The following is a 15,237-nucleotide window of genomic DNA, read 5'->3' as shown; positions in this document are numbered from 1 at the left end:
TAAGGAGATGCTCTGGGGCATCTCCTTTTGTATGGAAGCGAAATATGACTTCGCTAATTAAATTTTATAAATCCTTGCTTCATAAGGCCGCAAAACAATCTTTTCTGCAGATTCACCTTTCGGAATTTCAGCATAGTTGGCAAGTAAAAGTTCTTTATTTTTTCCATCGGTGTACTCCGGCAAATTGACCTCATTTGTGTTTTCACTGTGATTAAGGACAATCAGCCATGTAACTTCCCCTAATGATCTTGAATAGATGTACAATTCTTCATGCCCATCTGATAAATCTGCATAATCACCGTAAACCATGACTTTATTTTCTTTTCTTAATGCAATTAGCTTTTTATAGTAGTGAAATACAGAGTCAGGGGTTTCCAGCTCTTTTTTCACATTGATTTCTTTGTAATTCGGGTTAATTTTTATCCAAGGTACGCCTCGTGTGAAACCGGCGTTTTCGCTATCATTCCATTGTATAGGGGTCCGTGAGTTATCTCTGCTTAAAGGCTGCAGCTCTTTAAGTACCTTATCAGGATTCTCTCCCCGTCCAACTAGCTCATTATATTTATTTTTCATGGCAATATCCTGATAGTCCGAGATATCTTCGAAACATACGCCAGTCATCCCAATTTCTTCCCCTTGAAAAATGTAAGGAGTTCCAGGCATTGTATGAACCAGCGTTCCAAGTAATTTAGCCGACTGCACACGATATTCACCATCATTGCCATATCTGGTCACCTGACGGGTATGGTCATGATTATTTAAAAACTGCGAGTTCCAGCCTTTTCCTTTTAATCCCTCATACCACCGCTTCTGTATTTCTTTGTAGCGCAGCATATCCCAGGCCGGCATATCATCAGCTACCTGAAAATGGAATAATGTGTGGAGCTCATTTCTATCCTCTCCTACATATAATAAGCCATCTTCCGGTGTGACAAATGGAATTTCCCCCACAGTCATGATGTCGTAATGTCTAAGGACTTCATGGTGCATTTCCTGCAGGTATTCATGAATTCCCGGGTTATTTCCTAAGTAGGAAAGGTCATAAGTATTTAACGCATCTTGATATCCTTGCTGTTTCGCCAATAGATTAATAACATCCATACGGAAGCCGTTTATTCCTTTATCAAGCCAAAAACGCATGATTCGGTAAATTTCTTCGCGTACTTCCCGGTTTTCCCAGTTCAGATCGGGCTGCTCAGCGGCAAAAGAATGAAAGTAATATTGGCCTGTTTTCTCATCCCAGCCCCAGGGTGAGGGCGCAAAGTAAGAACGCCAATTGTTTGGCTCTTTTCCATTTTTGGCATCTTTCCAAATATACCAGTCTCTTTTTGGGTTATCTTTTGAGGACCTGGACTCAAGAAACCATGGATGCTGATCTGACGTGTGATTAACAACTAGATCCATAATAATCTTCATGCCAAGATTATGAACCTCCTTGATCAGACGCTCGACAGTTTGCATAGTACCCGCTTTTTCCATTACTCCATAATAATCCGATATATCATACCCATTATCTTTATCAGGAGATTGATACATAGGGTTCAGCCAGATGACATCAATCCCAAGGTCTTTAATATATGGCAACTTTAACAGCAAGCCTTCCAGGTCGCCAATCCCGTCTCCATTGGAGTCATAGAAGCTCCTCCAATAGACCTGATAGACCACCGCTTCTTTCCACCATGTTTTTTTCATGCCTTTTCCCCCGCTTTCACACAAGCTGACAAATATGTCAGCTTGATGAAATACTTTCCCGGATAAAGCAATTCTCTTTTAATAAATTACTTCTTAATTCACCCGTATTAAGTGCTTTAGGGTTGATCCCCTGCTTAACAGACATAGCAGCAGCCATCCCCGCTGCCTGACCCATCGCATAGCATGTCGGCTGAATACGCAGGGAGGAATGGGCTTCATGTGTTGAAGAGATACATCTGCCTGCTACTAAAAGATTCTCGAAGTCCTTCGGAAGCAAACAGCGGTACGGGATATCATACCATTGTCCTTTAGGCAGGATCACCTTCTCCGTCCCCGCTCCTGTCGGGTTATGAATATCAATCATATAAGAGCAGGAAGCAATAGCATCATCAAACTTACGGCAACCCAGTACATCATCAGCGGTTAAAACATATTCGCCAATAATCCGGCGTGATTCACGAATGCCAATTTGTGGTCCTGTCGTGACTAAATAAGAATTTTCAAACCCTTCCACGTTTTCCTGCATATATTCTACAATCTCTTTGACTTGCTTTCTGCCTTCAACTTCTGCTCTCGTTAAATCATCCACATCCAGGGCATCCACGTTCACAATCCGTGTCATATTGATCATGACTTCTCCTTCACGGGGCATCTTAAAAAACAATACCCTGCCCTGAGGAAGCCGTTCATCTTCAACTGCATACTCACAAGCTTTTTTACGGTTTGTTACTCCGCCCATTTTAAACATAATGCTTGCAGGCTGACACTGGCCATCAGACTCTCGGCCAATTTTAAATTCCGCCCCGGCTCTGGCTGCTAAATCTCCATCTCCTGTACAATCAATGAACGTTTTTGCTTTTAACAACTGGCGTCCCGATTTGCTTTCGATGATCAACCCTGTAATCAGGTTCCCCTCTGTCACCGCATCGACCACAAACGAATGGAATTGCAGCCGGACCCCGCTTTCGAGGGCCATTTCATTTAGGACATATTTATAGACTTCAGGATCAAAGGACCAAGCATGCCCTTCTCCACCAAATGCTCCCGCTTCCTTCAAGCGATCGATCATTTCCTGAAAGATGCCTTTTACCAGCTGAGTTTTGCCTGATGAAAAACTCATAAATGGATTTACAAGTGCTGCGGAGCCCATTCCTCCTAAAAATCCATTCCGTTCAAGCAGGATGGTATTGGCACCCTGCCTGGCTGAAGCAATAGCAGCCGCAATGCCGGCAGGGCCGCCGCCAGCTACAATGACATCTGCATGTTTTGAAATCTCTATATTTTTTATCTGTGTATACATTTCCATCTCCAATTCCTCCTATCCCTTTACCCCTGATGATGCGATTCCCTCTACCAAATAACGCTGAAAAACAATGAAGATTAAAGCGATTGGTATCATGGATAAGGCCGACGCCGCCATTAAAAGGTTCCATTTCACCTCATATTGCCCCTGGAACTGGGTTAATGCGACTTGAAGTGTCATCATATCCGGCGAATCCAGCATAATTAATGGCCATAAAAATTCGTTCCAGGCTCCAAGAAACGTTAATATTCCCAAGGTTACCAGTGCCGGTTTGGTTAATGGCAAGATAATCTGCCAGAAGATCCGGAATTCCGAGCATCCATCAATTCGGGCCGCTTCCATAAGTTCAGTTGGTATGGTACTCATAAACTGCCTCATCAGGAAAACGCCATAAGCGTTCGCCACCAGCGGCAAGATAACAGACCAGTAAGAATTTAATAATCCGATCTTTGACATCATCAGAAAAATCGGAATCATAATGACTTGCATCGGGATCATCATCGTCCCCAGAAATAACAGAAAGAGCAGTTTTTTGCCCATAAAGTTAAATTTTGCGAACGTGTAGCCTGCCAATGAACAGATAAATAGGGTAATGATCGTAGTTAATATCGATATAATCGACGTGTTGATAAAGTATTGCGTGAAGTCTCCCGAGTTCCATGCTGCTATAAAATTACCCCAATTGGCATCCTTGGGCAGGAATGTAGGAGGACTTGTGAAAATTTCATTATTGGGCTTCAAAGCACTTGAAATCATCCAGACAAATGGAACGAGCATCCCAATTGAACCCAGAATCAAAAATGCATATAAAGGTATTCGCTTTAACATCTCTCTGCTTCTATTGCTCATAGAAGGTCCCTCCTAGAATTCACTATCGGATTTAAACACTCTCATTTGAACGAGCGTTAAAATAAACAGAATGATAAAGAATACATATGCTGCCGCAGATGCATACCCCATATCAAATCGCTGGAATGCCTCTTGATAAATATAATGAACCAGAACCATTGTGCTCGTGCCAGGTCCGCCGCCTGTTATAACATAAGCCAGATCAAATATTTTAAATGAACCGATTAGCGTAATGATAAGTACAAATAGAGTGGTAGGCTTCAGGAGCTGTACGGTAATATACCAAAATTTTTGCCATGAATTAGCCCCATCGATCTCTGCAGCTTCATACACACTGCTTGGAATTGCCTGTAAGCCGGCAAGAAATAATAGCAGGTTGCTCCCCAGCCCCTTCCAAATACTTACGACAATAAGAACAATCATTGCCTGGTCCGAGTCAATCAGCATGTTCTGCAGAGGCAAGCCAAGCTTTTCTAATACATAGTTGATAAAACCGTAACTTGGACTAAACATCCATTGCCAGACCAATCCGACGACAACCATGGAAAGAACAACCGGGAAGAAAAAGGCTGCCCGGTAAAACCCTAAGCCTCTAATCTTCTGATTCAAAAGGACCGCAATGAATAAAGCAATGGCCACCTTTAAAGGAACAGAAAGAGAGAAAATCAGCGTGTTTTTGATAGAGATCCAAAAAAGCGGATCTTTAAAAAGACGCACATAGTTGTTAAAGCCCACAAATTCAGGCGTTCCAATCATTCCCCATTGGTGGAAGCTCATAAAGAAAGCAAATAATACCGGGAAGAATAAAAATAGGGAGAATATAAGAAGAACAGGAGACATAAATCCAATCGGAGTTAATTTTTGTTTCCATTTATAACGTTTCGCCATATGATTGCGATCTTCTTTAACCTCTATTGACTTGACCAAATCCATGTGATATCACCCCTGGAATTAGAAAGGAGGGGAAGCAGCCCCTCCATCCTTCATTATTTTTTCAGAACTGAACTATTGATTTGTTCTTCCATAGACTTAGCAGCTTCTTTCGGAGACTTTTCACCTAAAATAACCGATTGCATTTCGCTCGTCAGAATTGATTTGTAGCCTAAGTATTCAGGAATAGAGAAATCTTTCACTGCAAATTCCGGGACACTATTTATCTCATTAATAATGGTTTGCATTCCTTCATCAATAGCGCCATAATCAACAGATTCCTGTGCACTTGTCCGGGTAGGAACGACCCCTTCTTTAGCAGCGAATTCAGCCATTTTTTCTTCGCTTGTTAAGTATTTCATTAGCTTCACTGCCTCTTTGGGATGCTTTGTTTCTTTAAAGGAAACAATATTGGCGCCTCCCAGTTTTGTAGCTGTTACTTCCTTTTTCGGCAAGTATGTCACACCGTACTCAAATCCTTGAATATCTTTTTCAAATGAATTAATCAGTCCAGAGAACGTAATAACCATCGGCAGCTGTCCCTGCTTAAATAGCTCATCTGATTTTTCGGATCCGATAAAGGATTCTTTGGATGCTAACCCTTTATCAAATAATGATTTAAAAAATTCGATTGACTCGATAGACGAATCGGAATTGATTCCTGCGGACTTTTGGTCTTCACTTAAAACAGTTCCTTGATTTTGATATAGGAACGGAAGGAATTGTGAAACATCACTTCCTGTGCTGACACCATATTTTAAGTTATTGGCACTCTTTACTTTTTCTGCGGCTGCAGCGAATTCCTCCCAGTTCCATGTTGAATCAATGGACTCAGGGACTTTCACGCCTGCTTTTTCAAAAAGGGCTTTATTATAGAAAACTGCAATGCTGTCTGTAAAATGAGGAACTCCTACTACTTTATCTCCATTCTTTACACTTACAAGAGCAGAAGGGAGAAAATCATTCTTCTCTTCCGTAAGATCGCTGGAAACATCCAGTAGCAGATCCATATTGGCATAACGCTGAGTTGCAAGCACTGGAGTGTACAATAAATCAGGTGTTCTGCCTCCAGCAATCATTGTTTCAATTTTTTCAAAGAATTGATCTAAAGGAATTTTTTCAACATTCACTTTGATGTTGGGATTTTCTTTTTCAAAGTCTTTAATTTGTTCTACCAGGGTTGGGCTGTCATTATTAAGAATGAAGCGAAGTTCGACTTTTCCATCTTCATCACTCCCAGTTTCAGATCCTCCGCAAGCGCTTACAATTACGGATAAAATTAGAACGAATGCGAGCAGCAACGGCACTTTAATTTTTCTTAACATCTTAATCCTCCTCAAAAATATGAATTTATAATTTTTTACATGAACTATTTTTCATAAAGTGAAGATCGATAAAATTGGCCTTAGGAGTTTCATTTCCTTCCAGCAAAGAAATAGTCATCCTAGCTGCCTCCCTTCCCAGTTCCACCTTAGGGATTCGAATAGAGGAAAGCTCCAGCCCAATAAAATCATTAAACTGTTCATTAAGCTCCTGATTGTCATCAAATCCAATGACAGAAATATCTTGAGGGATTTGAAGACCTGCTTCCTTAATGGCAGTCGTTGCCCCTATCGTTGCATACGTGTTGTTAATAATCACAGCTGTAGGCTTCTGCTTAAGCAATTCTTTCATGGCGTTATAGCCATCCAATTGAGTTTGGCTCTCTTCAAAAACAAGCTGAGGATTATAAACAACATGGTTCATAAACAAAGCTTCCTGGTATCCAAGCAATTTGTCATAATCCGGTTCGATAATTCTTGATTGTCCAATGAATCCTATTTTCGTATGACCCAGTTCAATTAAATGTTCCGTGGCCATCCTGGTGCCTTTCACATAATCAGGTGATATGAAATAGGGCTGAATCCCTTCTATCTCCCTCTTTCCAACAAAGACATAAGGAAATCCTTTTTCATGTACATTCTTAATATCATCCTGATTAATCTTTACGCCCATAAAAATCACACCATCAACGAAGCTCGAATGAGTGATCCGGTCACTGTAGGATTGTTCTTCCCGATTAGCGAAAATAAGCAGATCATACCCTAATTCAGATGCCCCTTGCTGAACACCGTTGATAATCTCGTTGTAAAAAGCAGGGTGAACACCTTTTTCAGTGTACATGACAAGCCCAAGGATGTTTGTTTTTTTCCTCGCCAGGCTTCTGGCAATTAAATTGGGCTGATAATTAAGCTCTTTTATTGCCTTTAATACTTTCTGCCTCGTTTTTTCTGAAACTTTCCCGCTATTATTGATTACTCTTGATACGGTCATGTTAGAGACACCGGCAGCTTTTGCTACTTCTATTAAATTTGGACTTCGAGTCACCCGCATCATCCTTCTAATGTAGTTATCATTTCACAAAAATGTTAACGTTAACATTTTTCGGTAAAAAAAACACATTTACAAGAAATACAATGTTAGCGTTAACATAATAATAGACTTTTCCAAAATGACTGTCAATATATAATTTTATACTTTTTTCATTAGAAAACGGGATGATTTCCGCACTCCATTATGAAGAAAAAATGAGACAGGGGAATAATATCCCCTGTCTCTTTCTTATCTATAACTCCTCTTCAGCAAAATACTATGCAGATCCGACCGATTATCCCCTTTAAATGAAAAGTAAACCTCATAATAGCCAAGATAATAATACATCATCCAATGGCCGTCCATTTCGCTGATGCCTTCCCAGGATGGTTTTCCAACTGTATTTTTAATAATATAGGGTGTTAAAGGAGTCAAACCATCATTGGCCCACATGAACGCTGTAAATTCCGGATCCTCTTCCCAGCTTGTAAAATAGATATAGTTCCCAAACTTCCTGCCATATCCTCCCTCATAGTACCCTTCCCATGAAGGCGTGCTTCCGAAGTGATCATACACATCATTCAAATCATCATTATTAAGTGAAATTGGCTGTCCTTTCATAACGCCCTGTTTAGCAAGCTTCAGAAAATCTCCTTCATCAAAAAATACGATTCTGGTAAGCTGGCTGCGCTTTGTTTTGGAAGGTGTCTCATATTTAATTGAGGAGGACTTTTTGACAAAGGCTCCTCCGCCTACTCCATATATACCGCCATTTTGATCCTTATAGGTGTAAACCCGATAGATATTTCCCTTACGCAGAGTTTTAATCGTAATTATTTTACCGTTTTCATACTTTAGAAGAGCTGTATCCTTGAGGATGGTGACCCTCCCAATCTGCCCCTGAATGAGGATGGAGTTATCCCATTTTACACCGATTGGAGCAGAGCCTGCCTGAGCCTCTTTATTGGAGAACAGCAGTAAAGTTATTGCAAGGGAAAACACAACTAGTAATTTGCCTATTTTCATCATCGAACCTCCTGCATATTTCCTGATTTCCTACTGCTATGCATATGTTAGACAGAAGATAAAAATGCAGGAATGAGAGCCTAAAATATGCTGAATCATGCCAAATGATAGATGCCTATGGAAGTTCCATCATGTATGATTAGGATTAAAAAGAGGTGAAATAATGCCAAAATATATAAAGCTCTTATTGGTTCTGATTGGTATGGCTGTTATACTTTATGGCAATCCTGCACAGGCTTCAGACATAGACTGCAATGATATCAGAACCGGCACAAAGGTCTGGTGGGATGGCGCAGAGCTTCGTCCAGGGCAAATCGGCAGGATCACTGTGCTTAAGGATGCACCGCTCTATAAGTTAAACGGAGAACAGCTGAGTTACAGCCGCACTTTAAAAGCTGGAGAGGTTTATCGCGTGTATGCCTTTAAACCGGGTCTGCTGAGTGTTGGAGGCGGATTGTATGTGAAACGGGATAGGCTGATCAGCTATCAGACTCCTTCTAAAATGAAGCTGCAGATCGTGGCATGCGTCTACCAGAAAGATACACAACTAAAAAATGAAGCACAGCAGATGATTGTCGTGAAGAAATCATCAGTGAAAACAGCCGCCACTCTGCAAACCTATCAAAAACAAAACGGGAAATGGATGCAAGCTTCCTCGCCTGTTGCGGCAGTGATAGGAAAAGAGGGCATGGGAAAGACAAAAGAGGGAGATGCCAGGACTCCTTATGGAACCTATAGGCTAGGTACCTCATTTGGGTGGGGGCCGAAGCCCTCAGGCATGAGCTACCCATTTAAGGCTGTAACTTCTCAAGATTATTGGGTCGATGATGTATCCTCAGCGGACTATAACAAATGGATTACTTACACCGGGAACCCGTATGCACGCTGGAAATCCTTCGAAAGAATGAACCACCCTCTCTATAAATATGGAGTGGTCATTAGATATAATGATAATCCCATTATAAAAGGAGAAGGCAGCGCAATCTTTTTGCATATCAGAACTTCTGGTACTGCTTACACATTAGGCTGTGTCGCCATAGCGGAAAAAGAATTAGTGAAAATCCTGCAGTGGCTGGAACCTGCTAAGAAGCCGATTATTGTGATGGAATAGAAAAAGGAGAGCTACTTACGCTCTCCTTTTTCTATTATTATTTAAGTCTCACAAAATCCAGGTTAGAGCGGTTTCCGTCTTCGAAAAAGAAATACAGATCATAATAACCGCAATCATAATACATGTACCAGGTACCGTCCATTTCACTGATGCCCTCTGATGTTGGTGCTCCTACCGTCTTCTTTATGATATATGGAGTAAGGAAAACAAGGTCGTCGTTCCACCAATCAATAGCAGTCAGTTCAGCATCATATTCATCGCCAGTATAATAAATATAATTGCTGCCATCACCAAATTGTCTGCCCAATCCGCCATCTATATAGCCTTCCCAGGTTGGATACATCCCATAATAGTCATACACATCATATAAATCTTCATATCCGCCAATGGCAATAGGCTGCCCTTTCATAATTCCCTTCTTTGCAGATGCCAGAAAGCCCTCCTGGAACATGCTCAGACGCACAATCTGATTCTTTTTTGTCTGAGAAGGTGTCTCATATTTAACAGAAGCAGTTTTCTTCACAAAAGCGCCGCCGCCAAGCCCGTAGATGCCGCCATCACGGTCTTTATAAGAATAAACACGGAACTCGCTGCCTTTTTTCAGCTTTCGAATGACTGTTAGCTTGCCTTTTTCCTCTTTTACAAGATCTGTGTCTTTTAGGATTGTTACTTTGCCAATCTGACCTTTAATTAAGATGGAATTTCCCCATTTTACACCGATTGGGGCTTCAGCTGCCTCCGCTTCGGTATTTAGGCCTAATACCAGCATTAATACAAAAGGAATACTAAATACCCAGTTTTTCATATTCATTCTTTTATCCTCCACGCTATTTATGTATCAGCAAATCTGGTAATCTGCTGAGTTATAAGCTGATAATACATTTAAAGCTATCCTTCTACACATTCGCCCTTTAATTCACATAATCTATCATTTTTTTATCATAGTTAATATAGAAGCCGCCGCCAAGATCCAGTTTGATGCTGTCTATTTTATATACACGGTATGATTCTTTCTTTTTAAGCGTGCGTACAGCCTTTCCGCTCTTGTCATAAAGAATGGTATTTTGCTTGAGTGTTGCTGTACCTAAATAATAGGTCTGGTTGCTTCCTTTTTTAATATAATAACCGCCGCCCACGTCATAACGGCTATGATCATAGCTGTATACACGGACCGTTTCTCCTCTTTTCAGATACCGTTTGATTTTGTTATCCGGACCGTAAAGAGGAATATTTGTATCCTTTATGTAGACTCTTCCGATATAAATTCCCACTTTGCTGCTGTCTCCCTTAACCAGGTAGCCGCCGCCCACATCATAATAGGTTCCCTTCACCCCGTATACACGGTAATGAATATCCTTTTGCAGTGTGTTATATGGTTTGCCATCAGGTGTAAACATAGTCACATTTCTGCGCGGCACCAGCTTTGCTACCGGCAATTTATGATTGGAAGGCAAAGACACATTCGGAATCTGGATCGTCATTTTCTCCATATTATTGTAGATATCGAGAATTTCTTGGCCATAATTATTTCCCGGCACAGCCCAGCGGCCATTCAGGTCTGTCCATTTTGGCGCAATCCCCCGTGTGACCAGATGAAAACGAGGATCGACATTCTCAGTAACTAAAGACTCTTTTGAAGAATATGCCTTTAAGTGCTGGATTTGGGCACGAACCCCTTCCTCAGCAGTCTTAAAAAAAGCTCCCTTCACACCGCCGCCTGTCGTGCCAATACCTGCATAATTATTTTGTTCAGGAATTACATCACCGCCAAATTTAAAATAACCCGTCTCCTTAATCGCCTGAGCAAATGCAATATCACCGCGAATTCCTTCAACGCGCCCAGTATTCAAATAATAATCTGCCAGCTGATATATCGTTACTCCCTGCAGCAATGGAGTTGGATTATGCATTAAAACAAAATCCCCCATCTGGCTTGAAGTCAGCACCGGTGAACCAGCAATATTTTCATTTTGACTCTGCGCGTAAGAACTGGAAGAAAAACTGCTCAGCACGAAAGCCAAAAATATGACAAAAGTAATAGACTTAAATCTTTTATGCACCAAAAATCCTCCTTAATTTACATATTATTACTTTCCTATTATAGCAGAATATGAGAATTATTGGTGACAAATGTAATTATTTCAGCATCTTCTTTGTCTATCTATCAATAGTTATTTAGTCATAGATAGGTATAAATAAATTTTAATAGGAATTTAGAACTAATAAATTATTTACCATTTAAACCCTTTACTGTATAATCAACTAATTAAAACCATTTTTATAGGGAGGAAAACATATGAACAAAGTGAAAGTTATTATACTTACACTCACCTTAGCAATGGGATTCAGTCTTTTTGCCCCGAATGCAAACAAGGCAGAAGCCAAAGTGTTCTGGGATGGAGTAGAATTGAAGCTTGGTCAAATTGGTAGATTGGCTGTGCTGGAAGAAACAATCCTTTTTAAGCTTGAAGGCAATCAGAGAGTATTTGAGCGCAATCTTTTGCCGGGAGAAACGTACCGTATCTATAATTTCAAGCCTGGCATGCTAGGGGTCGGCGGCGGATATTATATTGACCGGGACAAGCGGGTTAGGTATCAAACTCCTTCTAAAGCTAAGCTGGCTCAAGTGAAAAAAGAAAATGCTCCTCTTTTTGGCACTTACCAGGGGACATATACAGCCGGGCAGGGACTGACAGGCGTTACATTAGTTCTTAACGGAAGAACAGGCGAGTTCCATTTCTATGCTGTTGACGAAAACCCCGGAGTACCTTCAGGTGTTTTTACAACATCCAACACGTATGATATAAAAACAAAGTCTATCGAAATTAAAGGCGGTTCTTGGATACAGCAGCCAGGATCTTATGTAGTTGTAGATTTAGCCGGAAAATATAATAATGGATACATAACTGGCCATTTAGACGGAAATGAAGATTATAAATTTATGCTGAAAAAAGTGAAGTAGGTACACAGACAAGGCAGCTGGCATATAAACCAGCTGCCTTGTTCTATAGATAATTCAAGTTTATTATGATACTCCGTTCGTGAATGACCGCACACTGAAATTCAGCTTTAAAATGCAATCACCTAAACATCCACAAATCCGCCCCATTTTTAAAATAAACATTCCCGATGTTATCCATTGTAATGTCGGAAGCTGCAACACCCGGATAGATGATCTTTTTCATTGTCTTCGGATTCACCAAAAACAGTTTCTCCTCGACAGTCCCATATACCATGCCATCTTTGCCAATCACAAGTGTTCCATTTTTGAATCTGCCGCTCGTGGCTGGGGTGATGTTCATTGTTTTTGTTTTTTTCGTCTTTGGGTCGTAAGCAAACAAGTTTCCGTCCGATAATCCCCAAATCGTGCCATCAGGAGCAGCAGCCAGGCTATGAATCATTCTTGGCTTTGTTAAAGGAAGCGGTATTTGTTCGATTTTTCCCTTTGGATTCTTGCTGTTTAAACGGAAGAAAACAGCTGTTTTCTGTGATTCATTTTTGCCATTGCTGAAAATAGTAGTTCCTCCGTAAATATAGCCGCCGCTTGACGCCAGGGATACAACACTTTGCTCAGGAACTATATTCCTCCGGATTGTTTTGCTTTTGGAAGCCGGATTGTATACACCTAAAGCTCCGCCTATTTCGCCGTTTTTCGGATGTGTTCCCATGAACAGGCTCTTAGTTGTTTCATCAGCCGCCATAGCCACAATGCGATCCTGCCCGTTGCCTATACTAAAGAGCGGAAGCAGCTTTCCGCCGGAAACTGCCTGTGATGGATCGTATTCATATAGATCAGCTCCCGGGTAAACCCCCAGATAAAGCTTGTCATTTAAGGTTGCCATCGATTCAGCCTGGCCTACTTTTAAAAGTTCTTTTGTTGCCTTCGTCTGCGGATTGTATGCACTTACCTGCCCTGAGACAAAACCATTTGAGATTATCTGTCCCCGGGGTCCCCGCTCTATATTGTAGATCGGAATGGACTGATTTGGCAGTTTCAGTTTATTCACCTGCAGTTCATTCTTAGCTGGATTGTACAATAAATAAGTGCCTGAATTACCTAAAAGGCCAACCACTGAGTCGCCCGGGTAATCTTTATGCTTCAAATCGATCAAATCAATCGAAACAGCTTCGGTTCCTTTGAGTGTTCCCGGTAGTCTGCTTGTTTCACCGCTGCTCAGGTTATACTTGCGAAGAACATAGCCATGTGAATAGTAGACAGAGTTCTTATCCGCACTAACCTGTGAAACTCCTCGGGAGCTCGCAGGAAGTTCCTCCTTAAAAGCATAGGTGCGGCTGTCAAACACCAGGATCTTTTTGCTCGGCTCCAGTTTGGCAAAAAGCAGGCCATTTTCTTCATCTAAATCGTAAACAGATGTTTCACCCTGGAACTTATCCGGAAGGATGCTCTGCTTTTTATTTGTGGTTAGATTCCATGCCACCAGCTGGGCTTTTGCGCCGACTCCCGCAAATAGTGTATTCGTATCTTCGTTATACGCCAGGCTTCTCGCTAATGTTTTTCCGGATAAAACCTGTCCCAGATCTGTGAATCCGTTGCCGGCTTCATATTTAAACACGCTTCCATTTGGGGAGGTGCTGCCAAAAACAGTACCTGCACCTGTTGCTTCGAGGTCATGAATGGATGTCCCGTTTGCGGTTGCCTTTCCCTTATCTGTCAGGGATTTTGTCTTAGGGATATATTGGTATAAGTGTCCATTTGGTGTTCCGCCGATCCAGACGTTCCCCTCACTGTCTACAGAGACAGCCCATGCACTGGTAGCACCATTTAACGTCTTTTCATCCCAAACTTTATTTTTAACGATATCGATCGCCACAAACTTGGCCGGCTCCCCCTGCAGCAGCACATACATGAGAGCTGTCCCATCCGGCGCATAGCCGGCTGCACCAGTAATGGCAATTGTATTATGTATTTGCGAACCCAGGTTTTCAAAACGGTTATGTATGCATTCTGCTCCATTTAATTTAGCCTTGCTTGGCGTTTTATAGGTGACCCGCGCATCACGGTCCACATAGTAGCCGCCTCCGACGCTCAGCAATCCTGGCTTAAAGGCATATATCCGGTAGAACTCCCCTTTTTTCAGAGTTCTTGAAGTGATTCTCTTATTGCCATCCAACTTGAATAAGGGTGTATCCTTCTCGATATTCAGCCTTCCGATTTGGCCCTTTTTCAGTTCCACGCCATCCCACCATATCTTTGTGGCTTCTCTGTAGGCATTGCATTCTCCCCCTGCACTTGCCGGTTGATGGGATGCAGCAAGAAATAGGATTACAGCAAAAACAGAGAATAGTACTTTCTTCATAAACAAAACTCCTCCTTTATCAGTATAATTGAATTATATAATAATAATGTAAATAATTAACACAAAAATAGGATTTATGGATCAGGAGAATGCAGAATAATATGGGTAATGCCACCGGCTTGAGTGTTATAAAAACTTACAACTAAAAAGTTGTTTACACCTATAAGCCTGTCAATATCATAAAAAAAGATACTCTGCTGCACTAAAATAGCCAGCTAAGCAGCTGGCTATTAATCTAGTTATTTAATTGCCTCACTAATTCCAGCTTAGCTTTAGAAGGTGTCTCATAGAATAAATTCTTTTGAAAATATTCGTTGCTGCCATCCAGCCGGTGACTGCTTCTATAAGCAAACAGGTTGGCTCCCAAAGCATAATTCGTTGTGTAGTCATCACGGTAGATGCCATAAACGCGGAATACTTCACCCTTTTTCACATAACGGGCTGGAACCATATTCCCATCTTCTAATTTAAAGATAGAGAAACCTGTTTTCAGCATTGTCACTCGACCTATTTGTCCCTTTTTCAATTCTGTTCCATCCCACCAGACCTTTGTGGGTGCAGCTTCAGCATTCCCAGTTGAAAGGGTAAGCGTAACCACTGACAATAGAGCTGCTAAAAGTAATTTAAATTTCATTTTGAATCGCCTCCCAAATTAA

The 15,237-nt window shown here is 41.3% G+C and carries 13 protein-coding genes; 2 read left to right on the top strand and 11 right to left on the bottom strand.

Going from position 1 to position 15,237, the window contains the following annotated elements:
• Nucleotides 1–57: 57 nt before the first annotated feature.
• The 7 genes from JI665_RS13250 to JI665_RS13220 all read right to left on the bottom strand — a co-directional run bounded on the left by JI665_RS13250 (nucleotide 58) and on the right by JI665_RS13220 (nucleotide 8,155).
• A complete protein-coding gene (locus JI665_RS13250; protein WP_206839972.1) occupies nucleotides 58–1,692 on the bottom strand; it encodes a glycoside hydrolase family 13 protein in 1,635 nt (544 codons plus the stop codon).
• Between the two features lie 37 nt (nucleotides 1,693–1,729).
• Nucleotides 1,730–2,998, bottom strand: coding sequence for an FAD-dependent oxidoreductase (locus JI665_RS13245; protein WP_244671185.1), 1,269 nt, complete (start codon nucleotides 2,996–2,998; stop codon nucleotides 1,730–1,732).
• 12 nt (nucleotides 2,999–3,010) lie between these two features.
• On the bottom strand, nucleotides 3,011–3,844 hold the full coding sequence (locus JI665_RS13240) for a carbohydrate ABC transporter permease (RefSeq protein ID WP_244671184.1): 834 nt from the start codon (nucleotides 3,842–3,844) through the stop codon (nucleotides 3,011–3,013).
• Nucleotides 3,845–3,856: 12 nt separating this feature from the next.
• Nucleotides 3,857–4,777 carry a carbohydrate ABC transporter permease gene (locus tag JI665_RS13235; RefSeq protein WP_206839971.1) on the bottom strand — a complete coding sequence of 307 codons (921 nt, stop codon included), beginning with the start codon at nucleotides 4,775–4,777 and terminating at the stop codon, nucleotides 3,857–3,859.
• Between the two features lie 53 nt (nucleotides 4,778–4,830).
• A complete protein-coding gene (locus tag JI665_RS13230) occupies nucleotides 4,831–6,099 on the bottom strand; it encodes an ABC transporter substrate-binding protein (protein ID WP_206839970.1) in 1,269 nt (422 codons plus the stop codon).
• 25 nt (nucleotides 6,100–6,124) lie between these two features.
• The gene (locus JI665_RS13225; RefSeq protein ID WP_206839969.1) at nucleotides 6,125–7,141 is read right to left on the bottom strand and encodes a LacI family DNA-binding transcriptional regulator; all 1,017 of its coding nucleotides are present in this window, start codon (nucleotides 7,139–7,141) and stop codon (nucleotides 6,125–6,127) included.
• A gap of 234 nt (nucleotides 7,142–7,375) precedes the next feature.
• Nucleotides 7,376–8,155 carry a hypothetical protein gene (locus JI665_RS13220; RefSeq protein ID WP_206839968.1) on the bottom strand — a complete coding sequence of 260 codons (780 nt, stop codon included), beginning with the start codon at nucleotides 8,153–8,155 and terminating at the stop codon, nucleotides 7,376–7,378.
• Between the two features lie 160 nt (nucleotides 8,156–8,315).
• On the opposite strand from JI665_RS13220, the gene JI665_RS28590 reads away from it, so the two are divergent.
• A complete protein-coding gene (locus tag JI665_RS28590) occupies nucleotides 8,316–9,263 on the top strand; it encodes a L,D-transpeptidase family protein (protein ID WP_244671183.1) in 948 nt (315 codons plus the stop codon).
• 37 nt (nucleotides 9,264–9,300) lie between these two features.
• Here JI665_RS28590 and JI665_RS13210 read toward each other — a convergent pair whose 3' ends face one another.
• Together JI665_RS13210 and JI665_RS13205 are read right to left on the bottom strand one after the other, a co-directional pair.
• Entirely contained in the window at nucleotides 9,301–10,074 is a 774-nt protein-coding gene (locus JI665_RS13210) for a hypothetical protein (RefSeq protein WP_206839966.1), read from the bottom strand.
• Between the two features lie 100 nt (nucleotides 10,075–10,174).
• Complete coding sequence (locus JI665_RS13205; protein WP_312886194.1) at nucleotides 10,175–11,323, bottom strand: glucosaminidase domain-containing protein; 1,149 nt, start codon at nucleotides 11,321–11,323, stop codon at nucleotides 10,175–10,177.
• 236 nt (nucleotides 11,324–11,559) lie between these two features.
• Between JI665_RS13205 and JI665_RS13200 the strand changes: the two genes are divergently transcribed.
• Nucleotides 11,560–12,225 carry a hypothetical protein gene (locus tag JI665_RS13200; RefSeq protein WP_206839964.1) on the top strand — a complete coding sequence of 222 codons (666 nt, stop codon included), beginning with the start codon at nucleotides 11,560–11,562 and terminating at the stop codon, nucleotides 12,223–12,225.
• 118 nt (nucleotides 12,226–12,343) lie between these two features.
• Here the strand turns inward: JI665_RS13200 and JI665_RS13195 are convergent, their stop codons facing one another.
• On the bottom strand, nucleotides 12,344–14,581 hold the full coding sequence (locus JI665_RS13195) for a hypothetical protein (protein ID WP_206839962.1): 2,238 nt from the start codon (nucleotides 14,579–14,581) through the stop codon (nucleotides 12,344–12,346).
• Nucleotides 14,582–14,816: 235 nt separating this feature from the next.
• Nucleotides 14,817–15,215 (bottom strand): hypothetical protein, encoded by a 399-nt coding sequence (locus tag JI665_RS13190; RefSeq protein ID WP_206839960.1) that lies wholly within the window; start codon nucleotides 15,213–15,215, stop codon nucleotides 14,817–14,819.
• Nucleotides 15,216–15,237: the final 22 nt, after the last annotated feature.

The organism is Bacillus sp. NTK034, from assembly GCF_017303275.1.
In the GTDB taxonomy this organism is placed as follows: Bacteria; Bacillota; Bacilli; order Bacillales; family Cytobacillaceae; genus Cytobacillus.
The sequence above is the reverse complement of the archived record's forward strand: the minus strand, read 5'-3'. Positions and strand labels throughout refer to the sequence as shown.

Bases quoted from the DNA above. Each gene is read 5' to 3' on its own strand.
- JI665_RS13250 (WP_206839972.1), bottom strand. From the start codon at position 1,692: ATGAAAAAAACATGGTGGAAAGAAGCGGTGGTCTATCAGGTCTATTGG.
- JI665_RS13245 (WP_244671185.1), bottom strand. From the start codon at position 2,998: ATGGAAATGTATACACAGATAAAAAATATAGAGATTTCAAAACATGCA.
- JI665_RS13240 (WP_244671184.1), bottom strand. From the start codon at position 3,844: ATGAGCAATAGAAGCAGAGAGATGTTAAAGCGAATACCTTTATATGCA.
- JI665_RS13235 (WP_206839971.1), bottom strand. From the start codon at position 4,777: ATGGATTTGGTCAAGTCAATAGAGGTTAAAGAAGATCGCAATCATATG.
- JI665_RS13230 (WP_206839970.1), bottom strand. From the start codon at position 6,099: ATGTTAAGAAAAATTAAAGTGCCGTTGCTGCTCGCATTCGTTCTAATT.
- JI665_RS13220 (WP_206839968.1), bottom strand. From the start codon at position 8,155: ATGATGAAAATAGGCAAATTACTAGTTGTGTTTTCCCTTGCAATAACT.
- JI665_RS28590 (WP_244671183.1), top strand. From the start codon at position 8,316: ATGCCAAAATATATAAAGCTCTTATTGGTTCTGATTGGTATGGCTGTT.
- JI665_RS13210 (WP_206839966.1), bottom strand. From the start codon at position 10,074: ATGAATATGAAAAACTGGGTATTTAGTATTCCTTTTGTATTAATGCTG.
- JI665_RS13200 (WP_206839964.1), top strand. From the start codon at position 11,560: ATGAACAAAGTGAAAGTTATTATACTTACACTCACCTTAGCAATGGGA.
- JI665_RS13195 (WP_206839962.1), bottom strand. From the start codon at position 14,581: ATGAAGAAAGTACTATTCTCTGTTTTTGCTGTAATCCTATTTCTTGCT.
- JI665_RS13190 (WP_206839960.1), bottom strand. From the start codon at position 15,215: ATGAAATTTAAATTACTTTTAGCAGCTCTATTGTCAGTGGTTACGCTT.